The 14617-nt window shown below is 47.1% G+C and carries 16 protein-coding genes; 7 read left to right on the top strand and 9 right to left on the bottom strand.

The features are described 5' to 3' along the window. Positions 1-127 precede the first annotated feature (127 nt). Positions 128-1330, top strand: coding sequence for a tyrosine--tRNA ligase (gene tyrS, locus ORJ00_RS14245; protein ID WP_027671488.1), 1203 nt, complete (start codon positions 128-130; stop codon positions 1328-1330). Between the two features lie 125 nt (positions 1331-1455). Continuing rightward, positions 1456-4173 carry an aconitate hydratase AcnA gene (gene acnA, locus ORJ00_RS14240; RefSeq protein WP_306140160.1) on the top strand — a complete coding sequence of 906 codons (2718 nt, stop codon included), beginning with the start codon at positions 1456-1458 and terminating at the stop codon, positions 4171-4173. A 122-nt stretch (positions 4174-4295) separates the two neighbouring features. Here the strand turns inward: acnA and ORJ00_RS14235 are convergent, their stop codons facing one another. Continuing rightward, positions 4296-5585, bottom strand: coding sequence for a mechanosensitive ion channel family protein (locus tag ORJ00_RS14235; protein ID WP_306140159.1), 1290 nt, complete (start codon positions 5583-5585; stop codon positions 4296-4298). A gap of 137 nt (positions 5586-5722) precedes the next feature. Here ORJ00_RS14235 and ORJ00_RS14230 point away from each other — a divergent pair, with 137 nt between their 5' ends. Both ORJ00_RS14230 and ORJ00_RS14225 read left to right on the top strand, forming a co-directional pair. Then, positions 5723-6577 carry an SPFH domain-containing protein gene (locus ORJ00_RS14230; protein ID WP_027671485.1) on the top strand — a complete coding sequence of 285 codons (855 nt, stop codon included), beginning with the start codon at positions 5723-5725 and terminating at the stop codon, positions 6575-6577. Between the two features lie 18 nt (positions 6578-6595). Beyond that, positions 6596-6772, top strand: a complete 177-nt coding sequence (locus ORJ00_RS14225) for a type II toxin-antitoxin system antitoxin (RefSeq protein ID WP_084153587.1) — start codon at positions 6596-6598, stop codon at positions 6770-6772. Here the strand turns inward: ORJ00_RS14225 and ORJ00_RS14220 are convergent. The 3 genes from ORJ00_RS14220 to ORJ00_RS14210 are packed head-to-tail and all read right to left on the bottom strand — an operon-like array spanning position 6769 to position 8059. Beyond that, complete coding sequence (locus tag ORJ00_RS14220) at positions 6769-7671, bottom strand: AEC family transporter (protein WP_306140158.1); 903 nt, start codon at positions 7669-7671, stop codon at positions 6769-6771. The genes ORJ00_RS14225 and ORJ00_RS14220 overlap by 4 nt on opposite strands. After that, positions 7671-7919, bottom strand: coding sequence for a GIY-YIG nuclease family protein (locus ORJ00_RS14215; protein WP_306137709.1), 249 nt, complete (start codon positions 7917-7919; stop codon positions 7671-7673). The genes ORJ00_RS14220 and ORJ00_RS14215 overlap by 1 nt, the downstream gene beginning before the upstream one ends. A gap of 17 nt (positions 7920-7936) precedes the next feature. After that, a complete protein-coding gene (locus tag ORJ00_RS14210; protein ID WP_276202262.1) occupies positions 7937-8059 on the bottom strand; it encodes a hypothetical protein in 123 nt (40 codons plus the stop codon). Between ORJ00_RS14210 and ORJ00_RS14205 the strand changes: the two genes are divergently transcribed. The 3 genes from ORJ00_RS14205 to ORJ00_RS14195 all read left to right on the top strand — a co-directional run bounded on the left by ORJ00_RS14205 (position 8053) and on the right by ORJ00_RS14195 (position 10519). Continuing rightward, positions 8053-9303 carry a DEAD/DEAH box helicase gene (locus ORJ00_RS14205; RefSeq protein WP_027671483.1) on the top strand — a complete coding sequence of 417 codons (1251 nt, stop codon included), beginning with the start codon at positions 8053-8055 and terminating at the stop codon, positions 9301-9303. The genes ORJ00_RS14210 and ORJ00_RS14205 overlap by 7 nt on opposite strands. Before the next feature lie 110 nt (positions 9304-9413). Further along, positions 9414-9812: an antitoxin Xre-like helix-turn-helix domain-containing protein gene (locus ORJ00_RS14200; RefSeq protein WP_027671482.1), complete on the top strand. Its 399-nt coding sequence runs from the start codon at positions 9414-9416 to the stop codon at positions 9810-9812. Beyond that, entirely contained in the window at positions 9806-10519 is a 714-nt protein-coding gene (locus tag ORJ00_RS14195) for an RES family NAD+ phosphorylase (RefSeq protein ID WP_306126937.1), read from the top strand. Before ORJ00_RS14200 ends, ORJ00_RS14195 begins: the two co-directional genes overlap by 7 nt. A gap of 22 nt (positions 10520-10541) precedes the next feature. On the opposite strand, the gene ppiC is transcribed toward ORJ00_RS14195, so the two are convergent. From ppiC to ORJ00_RS14170, 5 genes are all read right to left on the bottom strand, one after another. After that, positions 10542-10820, bottom strand: coding sequence for a peptidylprolyl isomerase PpiC (ppiC, locus tag ORJ00_RS14190; RefSeq protein ID WP_027671480.1), 279 nt, complete (start codon positions 10818-10820; stop codon positions 10542-10544). 119 nt (positions 10821-10939) lie between these two features. Further along, a complete protein-coding gene (locus ORJ00_RS14185) occupies positions 10940-11488 on the bottom strand; it encodes an SEL1-like repeat protein (protein WP_306126939.1) in 549 nt (182 codons plus the stop codon). Positions 11489-11741: 253 nt separating this feature from the next. Continuing rightward, a complete protein-coding gene (aguA, locus tag ORJ00_RS14180; RefSeq protein ID WP_027672515.1) occupies positions 11742-12857 on the bottom strand; it encodes an agmatine deiminase in 1116 nt (371 codons plus the stop codon). Then, the gene (gene aguB, locus ORJ00_RS14175; RefSeq protein ID WP_306140157.1) at positions 12858-13754 is read right to left on the bottom strand and encodes an N-carbamoylputrescine amidase; all 897 of its coding nucleotides are present in this window, start codon (positions 13752-13754) and stop codon (positions 12858-12860) included. 185 nt (positions 13755-13939) lie between these two features. Next, positions 13940-14572 carry a peroxiredoxin-like family protein gene (locus ORJ00_RS14170; RefSeq protein ID WP_305975740.1) on the bottom strand — a complete coding sequence of 211 codons (633 nt, stop codon included), beginning with the start codon at positions 14570-14572 and terminating at the stop codon, positions 13940-13942. Positions 14573-14617 lie beyond the last annotated feature (45 nt).

Here is a 14617-nt window from a genome sequence, read left to right as displayed (position 1 = left end):
AACGCACAAAAACCGAGCATATACCGTTTTTTTGCCCGACACCAGACTTTTGTGCGTTTCCAGCAGGCTGAACATGCTATAGAATGCGGTTTGTTTGCGCAATTGGGTTAAAAATCAGGAGACTAAAATGGCAGGTTGGGAGCAGGATTTAGCAGAATTAAAACGTGGTTGCGAAGAAATTCTGCTGGAAGAAGAGCTTATTGCCAAACTTAAAGAAGGCAAGCCCCTAAAAATAAAGGCTGGCTTTGACCCTACAGCACCTGATTTGCATTTGGGCCACACTGTGCTGATTAATAAGTTGCGTACTTTTCAGCAGTTGGGACATGAGGTTATTTTTCTGATTGGTGATTTCACTGGTCTTATAGGTGACCCTACCGGAAAGAACGTTACCCGCAAACCCCTAACCCGGGAAGAAGTGCTGGCCAATGCGGAAACCTACAAGGAGCAGGTATTTAAGATCCTTGACCCTGCCAAAACCCGGGTGGCGTTCAATTCTGAGTGGATGAACGAACTGGGTGCAGCTGGCATGATTAAATTAGCCGCCCGACAAACGGTGGCGCGTATGCTAGAGCGTGATGACTTCAAAAAGCGTTATGCGAATAATCAGTCTATTGCCATTCATGAGTTTTTATATCCGTTGGTACAGGGTTGGGACTCTGTTGCGCTTGCAGCCGATGTTGAAATGGGCGGCACCGACCAGCGCTTTAACCTGCTGATGGGACGGGAGCTACAAAAGGATGAAGGCCAACGTCCACAAACGGTGATGATGGTGCCATTGCTGGAAGGCTTAGACGGCGTGCAAAAAATGTCGAAGTCGCTGGGTAACTATGTTGGCATTACCGACGCACCCAACGACATGTTTGGCAAAATTATGTCGATATCTGATGAATTAATGTGGCGCTACTATGATTTACTGAGCTTTAAGCCAATAGAGGATATTAATGCTTTAAAAGCCCAAGTCGCTGCAGGCTCTAATCCCCGTGATGTAAAGATTACCCTGGCAAAAGAAATTATTGCCCGTTTTCATGACGATGCTGCGGCTGAAGCGGCACATCAGGATTTTACCCAACGTTTTAGTAAGAACGCGTTACCGGACGATATTCCAGAGGTAAGCGTAAGTTGTGATGGCGCAACCATGCCCATTGCAAACATGCTAAAAGAAGCTGGTTTGGTGGATAGTACTTCAGAAGCCATACGTATGATTAAACAAGGTGCGGTAAAGCTTAATGGCGAAACTAAGATTGAAGACACTAAGCTAGAGATTAGCAAAGGATCGATAGCCATTTATCAGGTTGGTAAGCGTAAGTTTGCTAAAATTGCTTTAGTTTAATAAATATTAGCGCAGTAAGTTGTAACTTACTGCGCATCCCTTCTGGTTCCCTGCTCATCGTTTAACCCTCGTACTGCTGTGTTGATGAACTACACTTAACAGACAGTAATTAATGCGAGGTAAGTATGACTAAGCCTAACCCTTTTGCCGACAAGCTGTTGGTGGGTCAGCAGCAATATCGTATTTTCAGTTTGGCTAAGGCCGAAACAACGTTTGGTGACATTAATAGGTTACCTTTTTCCCTTAAAGTGCTGCTGGAAAATTTACTACGCAACCTGGATTCAGATGCGGTGACTGAGGCGGATATTCAGGCACTGGTAGATTGGCAGAAAAGCGGTAGTTCTGAACGTGAAATCGCGTTTCGTCCCGCCCGTGTCTTGATGCAAGATTTTACCGGTGTGCCAGCAGTGGTAGATTTAGCAGCGATGCGCGCTGCGGTAGCTGCATTAGGCGAAGACCCGGATAAAGTTAACCCCTTGTCACCGGTTGATTTAGTGATTGACCATTCAGTCATGGTTGACCATTACGCCACTGAGCAGGCATTTACTGAAAACGTTGACATAGAAATGCAACGTAACCATGAGCGCTACGCCTTTTTACGCTGGGGAGCGAAAGCCTTTGCTAATTTTAAAGTGGTGCCGCCTGGTACCGGGATCTGCCATCAGGTAAACCTGGAGTATTTGGGCCAGACGGTTTGGAGTGAGCAGCAGGATGATGCCCTGTTAGCTTATCCGGATACATTAGTCGGTACCGACTCTCACACTACGATGATTAATGCGCTGGGTATTCTGGGCTGGGGCGTGGGTGGTATAGAAGCTGAAGCGGCCATGTTAGGCCAGCCGGTATCAATGATTATTCCTGAGGTGGTAGGTTTTGAGTTTACTGGCGCCTTGCAAGCAGGGATCACGGCAACCGACTTAGTGCTGACCGTGACACAAATGCTTCGTAAACAGGGAGTTGTGGGCAAGTTTGTTGAGTTTTTTGGTGATGGGTTAGATAAGCTGGCTCTGGCCGACCGCGCCACCATTGCCAATATGGCGCCGGAGTACGGTGCTACCTGTGGCTTTTTCCCGGTTGATCAGATAACACTGGATTATTTAAAGCTTACCGGTCGTGATGACAGCATCATTGCGAGGGTTAAAGCCTACTGTCAGGCGCAAGGTTTATGGCGTCAACCAGGTGTAACACCAATATTTACCGATACCTTGCATTTAGACCTTAGCACGGTTGTGCCATCCCTCGCCGGGCCGAAACGGCCGCAAGACAAAGTAACCTTAAGCGAATTAAAACAACATTGTAGTGATGCTAAGGCGCTTGAAGTAAAAGCGGCTAAAGCCCCAGAGGCTCAACTGGTAAATGAGGGTGGTGGCCAAACTGAAGCAAAACCGACAGATCGTAGTTTTGACTTTAATGGCGAAAAAATTCAGCTGGATGATCACGCCGTGGTGATTGCTGCCATTACTTCTTGTACCAATACGTCTAACCCCAGTGTGTTAATGGCGGCAGGTTTACTGGCAAAAAATGCCCTAGCCAAAGGCTTAAAACGTCAGCCATGGGTAAAAAGTTCATTGGCGCCAGGCTCTAAAGTGGTTACCCGCTATCTTGAGCAAGCAAATCTGATGCAACCTTTGGAGCAACTGGGCTTTTACCTGGTAGGTTATGGTTGTACTACCTGTATTGGTAATTCCGGTCCGTTGGCTAAACCAATAGAAAAAGCCATAGGCCGTGCTGATCTTAATGTGTCAGCAGTGTTGTCGGGCAATCGTAACTTTGAAGGCCGTATTCATCCCTTGGTGAAATCGAACTGGTTAGCTTCACCGCCTTTGGTAGTGGCATATGCGCTTGCGGGCACGGTAAATACTGACTTAACGACAGAACCGCTAGGGCAGGATAAAAACGGCAACGACGTGTATTTAAAAGACATCTGGCCCGATAACAGCAGTGTTGCAGCCGAAGTGGCCAAGGTGCAAAGCAGTATGTTTAACCAAGAGTATGCTCAGGTATTTGACGGTGATGCCAGTTGGCAGGCTATCGAGGTGTCTCAGGCGAAAACGTACGCCTGGCCAGATTCAACCTACATTCGCCAGCCTGATTTTTTCCGTGGTTTAACCCGTAAACCCAAGCCTGTGCGCGATATGGTTAATGCCCGGATGCTGGCCCTATTGGGGGATTCCGTGACCACAGACCACATTTCCCCAGCGGGTTCAATTAAACAAGACAGCCCGGCTGGTGAGTATTTGCAGCAGCATGGGGTGGAGCAAGCCGACTTTAATTCTTATGGTTCACGGCGCGGTAACCATGAAGTGATGGTACGGGGCACCTTTGCGAATGTGCGTATTCGCAATGAAATGGTACCCGGTAGCGAAGGCGGTGTAACACGGCATTATCCGTCAGGTGAGACGATGCCTATTTTTGATGCTGCAATGCGTTATCAGCAACAAGAGTTACCATTAATCGTGGTGGCAGGTAAAGAATATGGCACAGGTTCTTCAAGAGATTGGGCGGCAAAGGGTACGCTAATGCTGGGGGTTCGTGCGGTACTGGCTGAGTCGTTCGAGCGCATTCACCGGTCAAATTTAATTGGCATGGGTGTATTGCCGCTGCAGTTCCCAACGGGTACCGACCGTAAAACGCTAAAGCTAACTGGTGAAGAGAGTTATACGCTACGCGGACTGAACAGCTTGACGCCACGGCAAAAGCTAAAGTTAGTTATTACCTATGCTGACGAGACAAAACAGGAGATTGACGTGAACTGCCGTATTGATACGGGCAATGAATTGGCGTATTACCAGCATGGCGGTATTTTGCACTATGTGCTGCGGCGAATGATAGGAGAGGCATAGTCAGAAGACTGCGAGTGCCTTTTATCGCCGGCACTCGCAGCATACTCTTTTGTTGCCGGCTCTCTTACAGAGTACAGCCTAACAAAGCATCCTCTCGCAGAACACTCTCTCACAAAGCTCGTTTAGGGCGCTGGGGGTAATGACAAGCTCGATTTAATATGTAAATCACGTTGTGGGTAAGGGATAGTAATATTAGCCTGTTTAAACGCACGCCATATTGCAACATTGATATCCGACTTCACGGTGTCTGCGCCGTATTCCGGATCAGCAATCCATACACGCAGTTCCAGCTCTATGCCACTGTCGGCAAAGTTTTTTAGCATGACGGTGGGTTCTGGCGTAGTCAATACCCTTGATGATTTGTTTGCGCATTGCAGCATCAATGCCATTGCCTGTTCGGGGTCATCTTCGTAACTTACCTGCACCAGAATTTTTACCCGTACATTACGATCTTCATAGCTCCAGTTAATCACTTCTGATGTAATCAGGTTCTCATTTGGAATCAGCGTGTCTACGCCTTCACGGTTACGAACCACGACATAGCGTGCTTTAAGCTCATGCACCCAGCCAAAATTTTCGCCCACAGAGATAACGTCACCCGGCTTAACACTGCGATCGAGCACCAATATAAAACCGCTAATAAAGTTAGACGCAATACGCTGTAAACCAAAGCCCAGCCCCACGCCCAGTGCACCGCCAAATACAGCAAGTGAACTTAAGTTAATGCCTACAGCATTTAGCGCAATTAAAAACGCGATGGTGATAAGCAAAAATTTACTAAATTTACTAAAGCCTACCTGCATGCTGGGGCTGACATGTTTCGCCCGTTTAAGCTGCTGGTTTAATAGTTCTGCCAGCCACAACGCGATAGTAAACGCCAGGATCACAACCAGCGTTAGTTTTATAGCACCGAGCAAAGACAAGCGGCTATCACCGAGATTAAATGCCAGAGCATCCATTATTTCTAGCATGGGAGTTAATAAGTCAGCCAAGTGAAGCACAACGAGCAACCAAATAATGACAGCAATAACCGGTTCAGCAGTCTTAACCAATGGGCTGGATAAGAAGGCTTTTCGAAGCATATAAACTAACAGCCGAATAATACCAAGCGCCAGCGCAATGGGGATAAAGGCAGCAACCAGTTGTTTTGGCAAAGCAAATGCCTGTAAAACAGCGCTGCCTATTGCCAGCAATGCCGCCATACTAAAGGGCAACAAAATGCGATGAGAACTACGCAGTGCAACATGGCGAAGCCCCTGGCCACCGCTGTCACTAAGTCGCTGGCCTAGCAAACGGTTTACCAATAGCGCCAACATTAAACACAGTGCAATTGCCAGTAACTGATACCAGAAGGTTGCTTGCTGTATTTGTGTTACTAACGTTTGCCACCAGGCTGTCATTTGCTCAGACATAAGCTTCTCAGAGTATGTTATTGATAACGAATACCTTAGCAGAAAAGCCACCACTGCCACAGTAGAGAAATTATTGCACTTTTAAAAAAGCATGCTAAAGTGATATCAAAATAATATCATATTGAGAGGATTGGACGATGCTAAAGGAACGCATGATTAACAGCAAAGGTGGATTTGGCATGCTAGGCATTTTATTGCTGGCGCAGCTTGCCGCCTTAGCCGGTGTGGTGGTTTTGCCTGCGATATTGAAAGTGGTGGCATTACTCGCTGCGGTAGTGGTGTTTATCTGCTGGTTTGGTTTTTATATGGTGCATCCGAACCAATCGGCCGTGTTGCAGCTGTTTGGCCGTTATGTGGGTACCGATTTGAATAACGGTTTGCGCTGGTCAAACCCACTGTATAGCAAGCAAAAGGTGTCGCTGCGGGTTCGTAACTTTGAAAGCAGTAAAATGAAGGTTAATGACAATGCTGGCAATCCGGTAGAAATTGCGGCTGTCGTGGTATGGAAAGTGGTAGATAGCGCCGAGGCGGTGTTTGAAGTAGATAACTATGAGAACTTTGTCAATATTCAGAGCGAGTCTGCCATTCGCCATTTGGCATCCAGTTATGCTTATGACGCGGGTAATGATGAAGCAATAAGCCTGCGCAGCAGTACTGATGAAGTTACAGAGTTACTCAAAAAAGAAATTCAGGCGCGGTTGAATAAAGCCGGGGTAGAGGTGTTAGAAGCGCGTATTAGTCATTTAGCTTATGCGCCGGAAATTGCCAGCGCGATGTTACAACGCCAGCAAGCGGCTGCCATTGTTGCTGCGCGTCAGCAAATTGTTGAAGGCGCCGTTGGCATGGTGGAAACCGCGTTGCAGCGTTTGTCTGAGCGTAATGTGGTTGAGTTGGATGATGAGCGTAAAGCCGCTATGGTAAGTAATTTACTGGTTGTGTTATGTGGTGATCATCATGTCCAGCCAGTGCTAAATGCTGGCACATTGTATTAACGGTTAACGGGAGTTGTTGTGGCGAAAAAAGCCTTTGCCTTACGCCTGGACGAAAAAATGCTCAGCGCTTTGCAGCGCTGGGCAGATGATGAATTTCGCAGCGTAAATGGTCAAATAGAATATCTGTTGCATGAAGCACTGAAAAAGGCGGGCCGGTTAAAACCGGCCTCCAGTGATGAGGTGGAGCAAGATTAATGTAGCAGCCAGGATACCAGCGGCAGAGTTAGCAGACCGGTGAGTATACCTAAACCAATTATTCCACTTACCAAACGGGGTGCCAGCCCAGCCATTATCGCAATCGCACCCGCTGAGATCATCGGTGGCATTGCGGCCTGAAATATACTGATATTTACCGCTGTGCCGCTATAACCCAAGCCTAGCCATAACAATGCTGCCAGTGCTGGCATCAGCACCAGCTTAATGCCAAGCGCACTTACCAGCGGCAATATTTCGGCTTTACTAAATTTCACCGTTAATGCAAAACCCACGGCTATCATAACTACCGGTACTAAGGTTGCGGCTAAGTTATCAATCAGTTGTGTGGCCAGAGGCGGATAATCGTTTCCACGCAGCAATAACCCTAGCGCTAGGGCAATAAAAGACGGAAAGGTAATAATTTTTAGTGTAATGCCTTTGGCAGTTGGTTTAGCGGCGGTTGGGCTGTAAAGTGCAGCAATAATAGTGACATAGGTGGCTAGTGCGATAAAAGAGCCCACCTGATCATACACCACAGCATAAGGCATAGCCGTGGCGCCAAACAGGGCTTCAGTCATCGGGAAACCTAAAAAAGAGGTATTACCCAGTGGCAGCACAATTAACAGCGCGCCGGTTACCTCACGCGACCATTGCAATAGCTTACTTAGCAGTAGAACGGTAGCGACCACCGCTAGCAGTAAAAACCATGGCGTAATAGCCGGAATAAGTAACTCAGCAGAGAATTGCAATTGAGGCACATTTTTTAAAATTAACGCTGGCAACGCGACATAAAGCACATACATATTAAGTGCTATGCCGCTGTTTTCTGGCATCGCAGGCAGGCGGCGCAATAGCACACCAATACACAAATAAGCCAGCACCAGTATAAAGTTTTCCATTAAGCCTCACTTTGGTTGTATTGGGTGATCAGCGCCAATTTGGCACTACGAGAAAGTTGTTTTAGTTGATATTCCGCTTTTGCTGCGGCACTTTTATCAGCCAGGCTTTGTTGATATACCAGTGTTAGCGGACCTTTACCGCGCAACGCTTTAGCACCACCGGTTATCTCGCCGCTATGCTGGCGCAAACGCCTTATAGGATCGGTGCTGATGCCGGTGTATAACATGCCACTGGCTGTTTGAACCATATACAAATACCAGCTGCTCACCAGGCTAACTCAGCCGTGTGTGCTTCTGTTATACTGTGCGCTTTAAAGCGTCTGGCAGTTAGTAATACACTGTCAGCAGCTGCGGTTAAGCGTTGGCAAAACAGGAATTTTAATGTCATTTCAATCTCTCGCACTGGCTGCGCCCCTTTTACGTGTTCTGTCTGAGCAAGGTTACGATGTACCTACACCGGTGCAATTGCAAAGTATCCCGGTTATTTTAGCGGGTAAAGATGTACTTGCCGGCGCACAAACGGGCACGGGTAAAACAGCGGCTTTTACTTTACCGCTGCTGCAGCAAATGCTCAATGCGCCTAAGGTCGTAGCGCCTCATCAGGTTCGGGTACTGGTATTAACGCCAACCCGCGAGCTGGCGCAGCAAGTGTATGACAATGTGCGCAAGTATAGCCAGTACCTAACTACGCGTTCAGCGGTGTTTTATGGCGGTGTATCGATAAGGCCACAATATGATGATGCAGAGCTGGGGCTGGATATTCTGGTTGCAACGCCGGGCCGGTTGATTGACCACCTGCATCAGAAAACGGTGGATCTCTCTGCGTTAGACGTTTTAGTGCTTGATGAAGCCGACCGCATGCTAGATATGGGCTTTATTGTAGATATTAAACGCATTATGGCCAAATTGCCGCCAAAGCGGCAAACGCTGCTGTTTTCTGCCACCTACTCCAATGACATTAAGCAGTTGGCTGATGAACTGTTAAACAGCCCGCAGCTGATTGAAGTTGCGGCGACCAATGCTACCGCTGAGCGGGTAGAGCAGCAAGCCTATTTAGTTGACCGGCATCGTAAGCGTGAATTGCTTTCGCATGTTATTGGTAGAAACAACTGGCCACAGGTGCTGGTATTTGTGCGCACTAAGCATGGTGCCGATCGTCTGGCAAAACAGTTGGCAAAAGATGGCTTAAAAAGTGCGGCTATTCATGGTGATAAAAGCCAGGGCGCCCGCACCAAAGCGCTGGCCGACTTTAAAGCCGGCAGTGTACGTATTTTGGTGGCAACCGATATTGCTGCCCGCGGTTTGGACATCAACGAACTACCTTATGTGGTGAATTATGATTTACCACAAGTCGCTGAGGATTATGTGCACCGTATTGGCCGTACCGGACGTGCAGGCAACAGTGGCGTTGCGCTAACCCTGATTACGCCAGAAGAAACTAAAGCGCTACAGGAGATAGAGCGGCTTATTAAGCAAGTGATTGTTGCTAAAGTGCTGCCGGGCTACGAGCATGATCCTAATCACGTTACCCCTGAGCAAGCGCAAGCAAGGCATAGTGACGGGCAGAAAAAGCCACAAAAAAAGGGCCATGTTAAAGCCAAATTACGTGCTAAGGCTTTGGGTAAAGCATAACGCGAAGCAGACTACAGAGTCTGCTTTTTTAGACATATTAAATTCTTCATATGGACGATTTTATATTTTTAGTCTATATTGATAATAATTTGATCAGGTACGAGGTCGTTATGCAGGCAGTACAGCTCGACAGGCAAAGCCAGCGGCAAGCTGCCGCAACAGGGCTTAAAACGGTATTTACCATTCTGGATAAATGGCAATGTTCGCCCGAGCAAATTCAGCGCATTTTGCAAATCTCTAAAGCGGCATACTACAAGTATCGTAACGATCCACACTGCGCTAGCTTAACGCAAGATCAGATAGAGCGGATAAGCTATCTGTTAAATATCCACAGCAGCTTAAGAATGCTGTTTGATAACCCGCAAAATCTGTATGGCTTTATGGGACTGCCAAACCATAACCCGTATTTTAACGGTAGTAGCCCACTGGATATTATCAGCAGCGGGCAATTTGCCGCGCTATATGAAACTTTCAAACATATCGACGCGCTGCGTGGTGGCATGTGGTAATAAAGGCAACTGTAGCGTCGGACGATTTGCCACAGGTTAAACTGTATAAACAGCGCAGCTATCGTTTAATAAATTCCAAATATCCGCCGGTATCCGTGTTTGACGATGTTGCCAATGCCGATGAATTTGACGTGCTGTATGAATTGCAGGCATTAACCAACCCCAGGTTACAGGCACAAGCGGGTAATTTGAGTTTGTTGCCGCGCAGTAACATTCCGTTTGGTATTACCGGTTGCTCCTATGCCGTAGCTCCCTTTACCCATGTCAATCCTGCGGGCAGCCGCTTTTCTGACGGTCGTTTTGGTGTGCTGTATTTGGCTGACAGTGTACAAACGGCTATTAGCGAGGTGGCATATCATCAGGGGCAGTATTGGAGCAGGGTACCTGGGCTGGCTTATGAGCGCTTTGTGTTTAAGGCATTAAGCTGTGAGTTCAGTGAGGTTAGCCTGACAGATTTAACCTACCTACCGTTACAACATGGTGTTTATCATTCAAAAGACTATAGTGCTGCCCGTGCTTTGGGAATAAGCTTGCGTGAGCAGCATGGCGCTGGGGTACAGTACTATTCGGTGCGTAACAATGCTGCGCTATGCTGGGGCTTATTCAGCCCGCAATATGTTACACAGATGGTGCAAAGTGCTCACTATGAGATGATCTGGCAGAGCGGCCGTATCAACGCTATTAACAAGATCGTTAGCTGTGTTTAATTAGTGTTTAACCCACATTGAGTTAGCTGCGATATAGTGTTTTGATCAGATGGAAACCAAACTGGGTTTTTACCGGGCCTTGTACTTCTAGCAGTGGGCCTTTAAACACGACGTCATCAAAGGCTTTTACCATCTGTCCTTGACGAAACTCGCCCAAATCGCCGCCTTTTTTCCCCGACGGGCATTGTGAGTGCTGCTTGGCTAATTTGCCAAAATCAGCCCCTTTTGCCAGCTGTTGTTTAAGTCTGTCAGCTTCTTCACGGGTTTTTACCAGTATGTGTAAGGCGCAGGCTTTGGCCATCAGAACGCTCCTTTATAAAAACCGCTATGGTAGCAGTTTTCGTTATTCTGGCCCAGTAAAGCCAACTACGTTAAATAGATTTACCGGGTCTCAGGCTGTGCCTGAAACCCGGTATTTTTTTAGCCCTCAGTGTCGTATTCAACTATTTTATAATAGTCATCTTGAAAGATGCTTTTCTTACAAATGTGCTTAACAATATTGGAAAATTTAACGCGTTCATATTCACAGCGCATAAATTGTTGCTCAGCACCGTATTTACTTTTGTATTCTTCATACAGGGGATCAAGTGATGCCAATTGTTGTTTGGTCAGGTTTTTAGTGATATCACGATAGCGGTTTTTCCAATCCGTTGTTTCTTGTTCCAGCGCAAGTCTCATCCACACTAGCCCTAATTCGGTATTAGCCTCTACTCCGCCACCTGAAATGAATAACACGCCAGTTAGAAATTGTGCCTGTTTATCGCCATAGCGTGCATAGCGTAATAGCTCAGGAAAAGCTTTATCATAAGCTTCCAATTTCACATTGTTCATCATCGTGTCGTAATCAGAAAAGTACTTCAATCTGTTTACGCTGCTTACTTTACCTGCATTTGGTGCATCGTCAGCTAAAACGGCTAAAGGACTGGTGGCCAGTAAAGTGGTTATTGCAATGAGGAGCAGCTTTTTCATATATCGTTATCCATAATCAATATTAGTAGCGTTAAGTGTAACAAGTAACCTGTTACACCATTGTCTCCATTTGTAAAAAACTATTTCACAAACACAGTGTTTTATTAGTTTGATTTTTATTTTTTATACCGATAACAATTGTTTATGCCGCAGTAGCCTGCCTGTTTTTATTACAGGGATTTACGCTTTAACTAAGAATTTCGTCAGTTAGGGTAAAAGGCTGCTCTCTTGTTTTAAGAGCAGCCTGAAAGGTTTAACGTGCAGGTTGTTGCTGGGTAATGCAGTGAATATTGCCACCACCGAGCAGTATTTCACGGCCGGGTACAGTAACAACTTTGTGCTCCGGATAAAGGCTTTGCAAAATATCTGCCGCGACTTTATCGTTTGGGTCGTCAAAGGTAGGCAATATTAAGCCGCCATTGCACAGGTAGAAGTTGATGTAAGAACCTGCCAAACGGGCATTGGCTTCGCGTGGAATAGCGCTCATTGTTGCATCTACGGTGGCGTATTCTTCAGCGTTGGCGATAATCGGAGCTGGTACAGGGAGTTTATGTACCTTAATTTTCCTGCCTTTGGCATCCGTTGCTGCTTCTAAGTAATCTAAAGCCGCTTTACTGCGGGCATACTGCGGATCAGTTTCATCGTCTGTCCAGGCCAGCACCACTTCACCCGGTTTTACAAAACAGGCCATATTATCAATGTGGCCATCGGTTTCGTCGTTAAAAATACCGTCAGTAAGCCAAAGTACTTTGTCTATACCCAGATAATCCCGCATCTGTTGTTCTATTTGCTCACGGTTTAAATGCGGGTTACGGTTGCTGTTTAATAAACATTCTTCAGTAGTTAACAGCGTACCTTCGCCATCAACATGAATAGCCCCGCCCTCAAGCACAAAACCCTCAGTGCGGTAACGTGGCAGTTGCTCAATACCCAACACTTTGCTGGCTACCTGGTCGTCTTTGTCCCACGGGAAGTATAAACCGCCGTTTAAGCCGCCCCAGGCATTAAAGGTCCAATCAATGCCGCGAACGTCACCATTAGCGTTAGTGACAAAAGTAGGGCCGGTATCCCGGCACCAGGCGTCATTATTAGAAATCTCTACCACCCGGATAGGAAAAGTAGTGGCTACGTCTGTTAACTGTGACAGCGCGTTGGCATACTGCGCTGCCGAAGCGCCAACGGTTACCGGCTCAAAACCTGCGATGGCTTTAATAACACGGACAAAAGCCTGTTGGGCTGGCTTGGCGCCTAAGCGCCAGCTGTCGGTACGCTCTGGCCATACCATCCAGGTTTGTTTATGTGCTACCCATTCAGCCGGCATACTAAAGCCGTCTGCACGCGGCGTGCTGTTTAGTGTTGTAAAGGCCACTTAGTTACCACCTTGTTTAGCAGGTTGTTTCATGTCGCCATCTTTAGTGAGTACTGTGCCATAAATATCAATACGACGGTCACGGAAAATACCCCAGGCACGACGCGTTGCGGCTACGGCATCTAAATCAAAGCTGTGTACCAACACGGCTTCATCAGTTTCATTCGCTTCTTGTACCTTGGCACCGGTTTCGTCGGCAATAAATGAACTGCCATAGAAGGTGATATGGTAGTCGCCTTCAGTTTCAGTACCAATACGGTTAGAGGCAATTAGCGGCATTAAATTCGCTGCGGCATGGCCTTGCTGCGTGCGTTGCCAGTGATCGCGTGAGCTAATAGTTGGGTCGTGTGGCTCGCTGCCAATAGCAGTTGGGTAGAACAGCAGTTCTGCGCCCATTAATGCCATGCTGCGGGCGCACTCGGGGAACCATTGATCCCAACAAATACCTACGCCAATGTTGGCATACTTGGTTGCAAACACTTTAAAACCGGTGTCGCCCGGCGTGAAGTAATACTTTTCACTATAGCCCGGGCCATCTGGGATATGGCTTTTACGGTACGTACCCAGGTTTTCGCCGTCAGCATCAATAATGACTACGCTGTTGTACAGGCAGTTGCCGGCGCGCTCGTAAATGCTTATGGGTAGCACCACGTTTAGCTCTTTAGCAATTTTAGTAAAATGTGCAACTGCTTTGTTTTCGGCCACCGTGGTGGCAAAAGCTAAGTAATCAGGTTTTTGTTTCTGACAGAAATAATTGCGCTCGAACAACTCCTGCAACAGGATAATCTGGGCGCCCTTAGCGGCCGCTTCACGCACCAGACGCTCACCGCGTTCGATGTTTTCGTCAACATTCCAGCCGCCAATCATTTGTGTTGCAGCAACGGTTACATTACGCATCTGTTATCTCCAGCAGAGGGTAAAAACAACAGGCTAGCATCCCTTACGATACTTGCCAAACAGGGCGCGAAAAATGCCGTATTTTTGCGCTGTCGTCAACGCTTTTATCAGAAAAAAACAGCGCCAAAATCCGCTACAGTGTCTGGCGCTGTGAACAGGCTAAAAAAGGCTTGAAGCCGGTAAAATTATTGCAGCGCTAACTCCGCCGCTTTTAGCAGCAATTCACTGTTTAAGCGGGTTTTGTAATTGATATGCACATAGTTAAATACGGCGTCACCTTGGGTATTGGCGATATACACCGCCGGTACCGGTAGCACTACCTTTTCTGTGCCTGCTTCAGTGGTAATTAAGCTACCAAGCTTGCCTTTGTAGGCCATTGCCGTTTTATCATCCAGATAATACGCCAAGCCAAATGCACTGCTGGCACTGAAGGTATGGTCTGACAACAGGGTATAATTCAGTTTTTGGCCACCCGTGTCGCTTAGGCTTTTATTGATTGAAGTAACGCTGTCAGGCGTTATGGCAATTAATTGATAACCTAATTGGGCAAGTCGCGGTTCAATTTCGCGTAACGACGCTAACTGAGCATTGCAGTAAGGACACCAGCCACCGCGGTAGAATACTAATACGCTGGGTTTTTTTTGTACCAGCGACATTAAGCTAACGGCCTTATTATCTGGGGTTGTTAGCGTAACATCGGGAATGCTCAAACCATTAAGGAGCGGGGAGACTTGCTCAGGGGATGGCGCAATGGCCGCAGCGGCTAGAATTTTAATACTAAATAATAAAGCGCTAAGCAGTATAAGATAAGCTTTCATTGTTGATCCTTGTTGCTGTTGTCGACATAGTGAGACCCACAAAGA

The sequence above is a fragment of the Rheinheimera baltica genome, assembly GCF_030731985.1.
GTDB classification, from domain to species: Bacteria; Pseudomonadota; Gammaproteobacteria; order Enterobacterales; family Alteromonadaceae; genus Alishewanella; species Alishewanella baltica.
Note: the sequence above shows the minus strand (reverse complement) of the source record. Positions and strands in the feature narration are given on the sequence as shown.

Bases quoted from the DNA above. Each gene is read 5' to 3' on its own strand.
- tyrS (WP_027671488.1), top strand. From the start codon at position 128: ATGGCAGGTTGGGAGCAGGATTTAGCAGAATTAAAACGTGGTTGCGAA.
- acnA (WP_306140160.1), top strand. From the start codon at position 1,456: ATGACTAAGCCTAACCCTTTTGCCGACAAGCTGTTGGTGGGTCAGCAG.
- ORJ00_RS14235 (WP_306140159.1), bottom strand. From the start codon at position 5,585: ATGTCTGAGCAAATGACAGCCTGGTGGCAAACGTTAGTAACACAAATA.
- ORJ00_RS14230 (WP_027671485.1), top strand. From the start codon at position 5,723: ATGCTAAAGGAACGCATGATTAACAGCAAAGGTGGATTTGGCATGCTA.
- ORJ00_RS14220 (WP_306140158.1), bottom strand. From the start codon at position 7,671: ATGGAAAACTTTATACTGGTGCTGGCTTATTTGTGTATTGGTGTGCTA.
- ORJ00_RS14215 (WP_306137709.1), bottom strand. From the start codon at position 7,919: ATGGTTCAAACAGCCAGTGGCATGTTATACACCGGCATCAGCACCGAT.
- ORJ00_RS14205 (WP_027671483.1), top strand. From the start codon at position 8,053: ATGTCATTTCAATCTCTCGCACTGGCTGCGCCCCTTTTACGTGTTCTG.
- ORJ00_RS14210 (WP_276202262.1), bottom strand. From the start codon at position 8,059: ATGACATTAAAATTCCTGTTTTGCCAACGCTTAACCGCAGCTGCTGAC.
- ORJ00_RS14200 (WP_027671482.1), top strand. From the start codon at position 9,414: ATGCAGGCAGTACAGCTCGACAGGCAAAGCCAGCGGCAAGCTGCCGCA.
- ppiC (WP_027671480.1), bottom strand. From the start codon at position 10,820: ATGGCCAAAGCCTGCGCCTTACACATACTGGTAAAAACCCGTGAAGAA.
- ORJ00_RS14185 (WP_306126939.1), bottom strand. From the start codon at position 11,488: ATGAAAAAGCTGCTCCTCATTGCAATAACCACTTTACTGGCCACCAGT.
- aguB (WP_306140157.1), bottom strand. From the start codon at position 13,754: ATGCGTAATGTAACCGTTGCTGCAACACAAATGATTGGCGGCTGGAAT.
- ORJ00_RS14170 (WP_305975740.1), bottom strand. From the start codon at position 14,572: ATGAAAGCTTATCTTATACTGCTTAGCGCTTTATTATTTAGTATTAAA.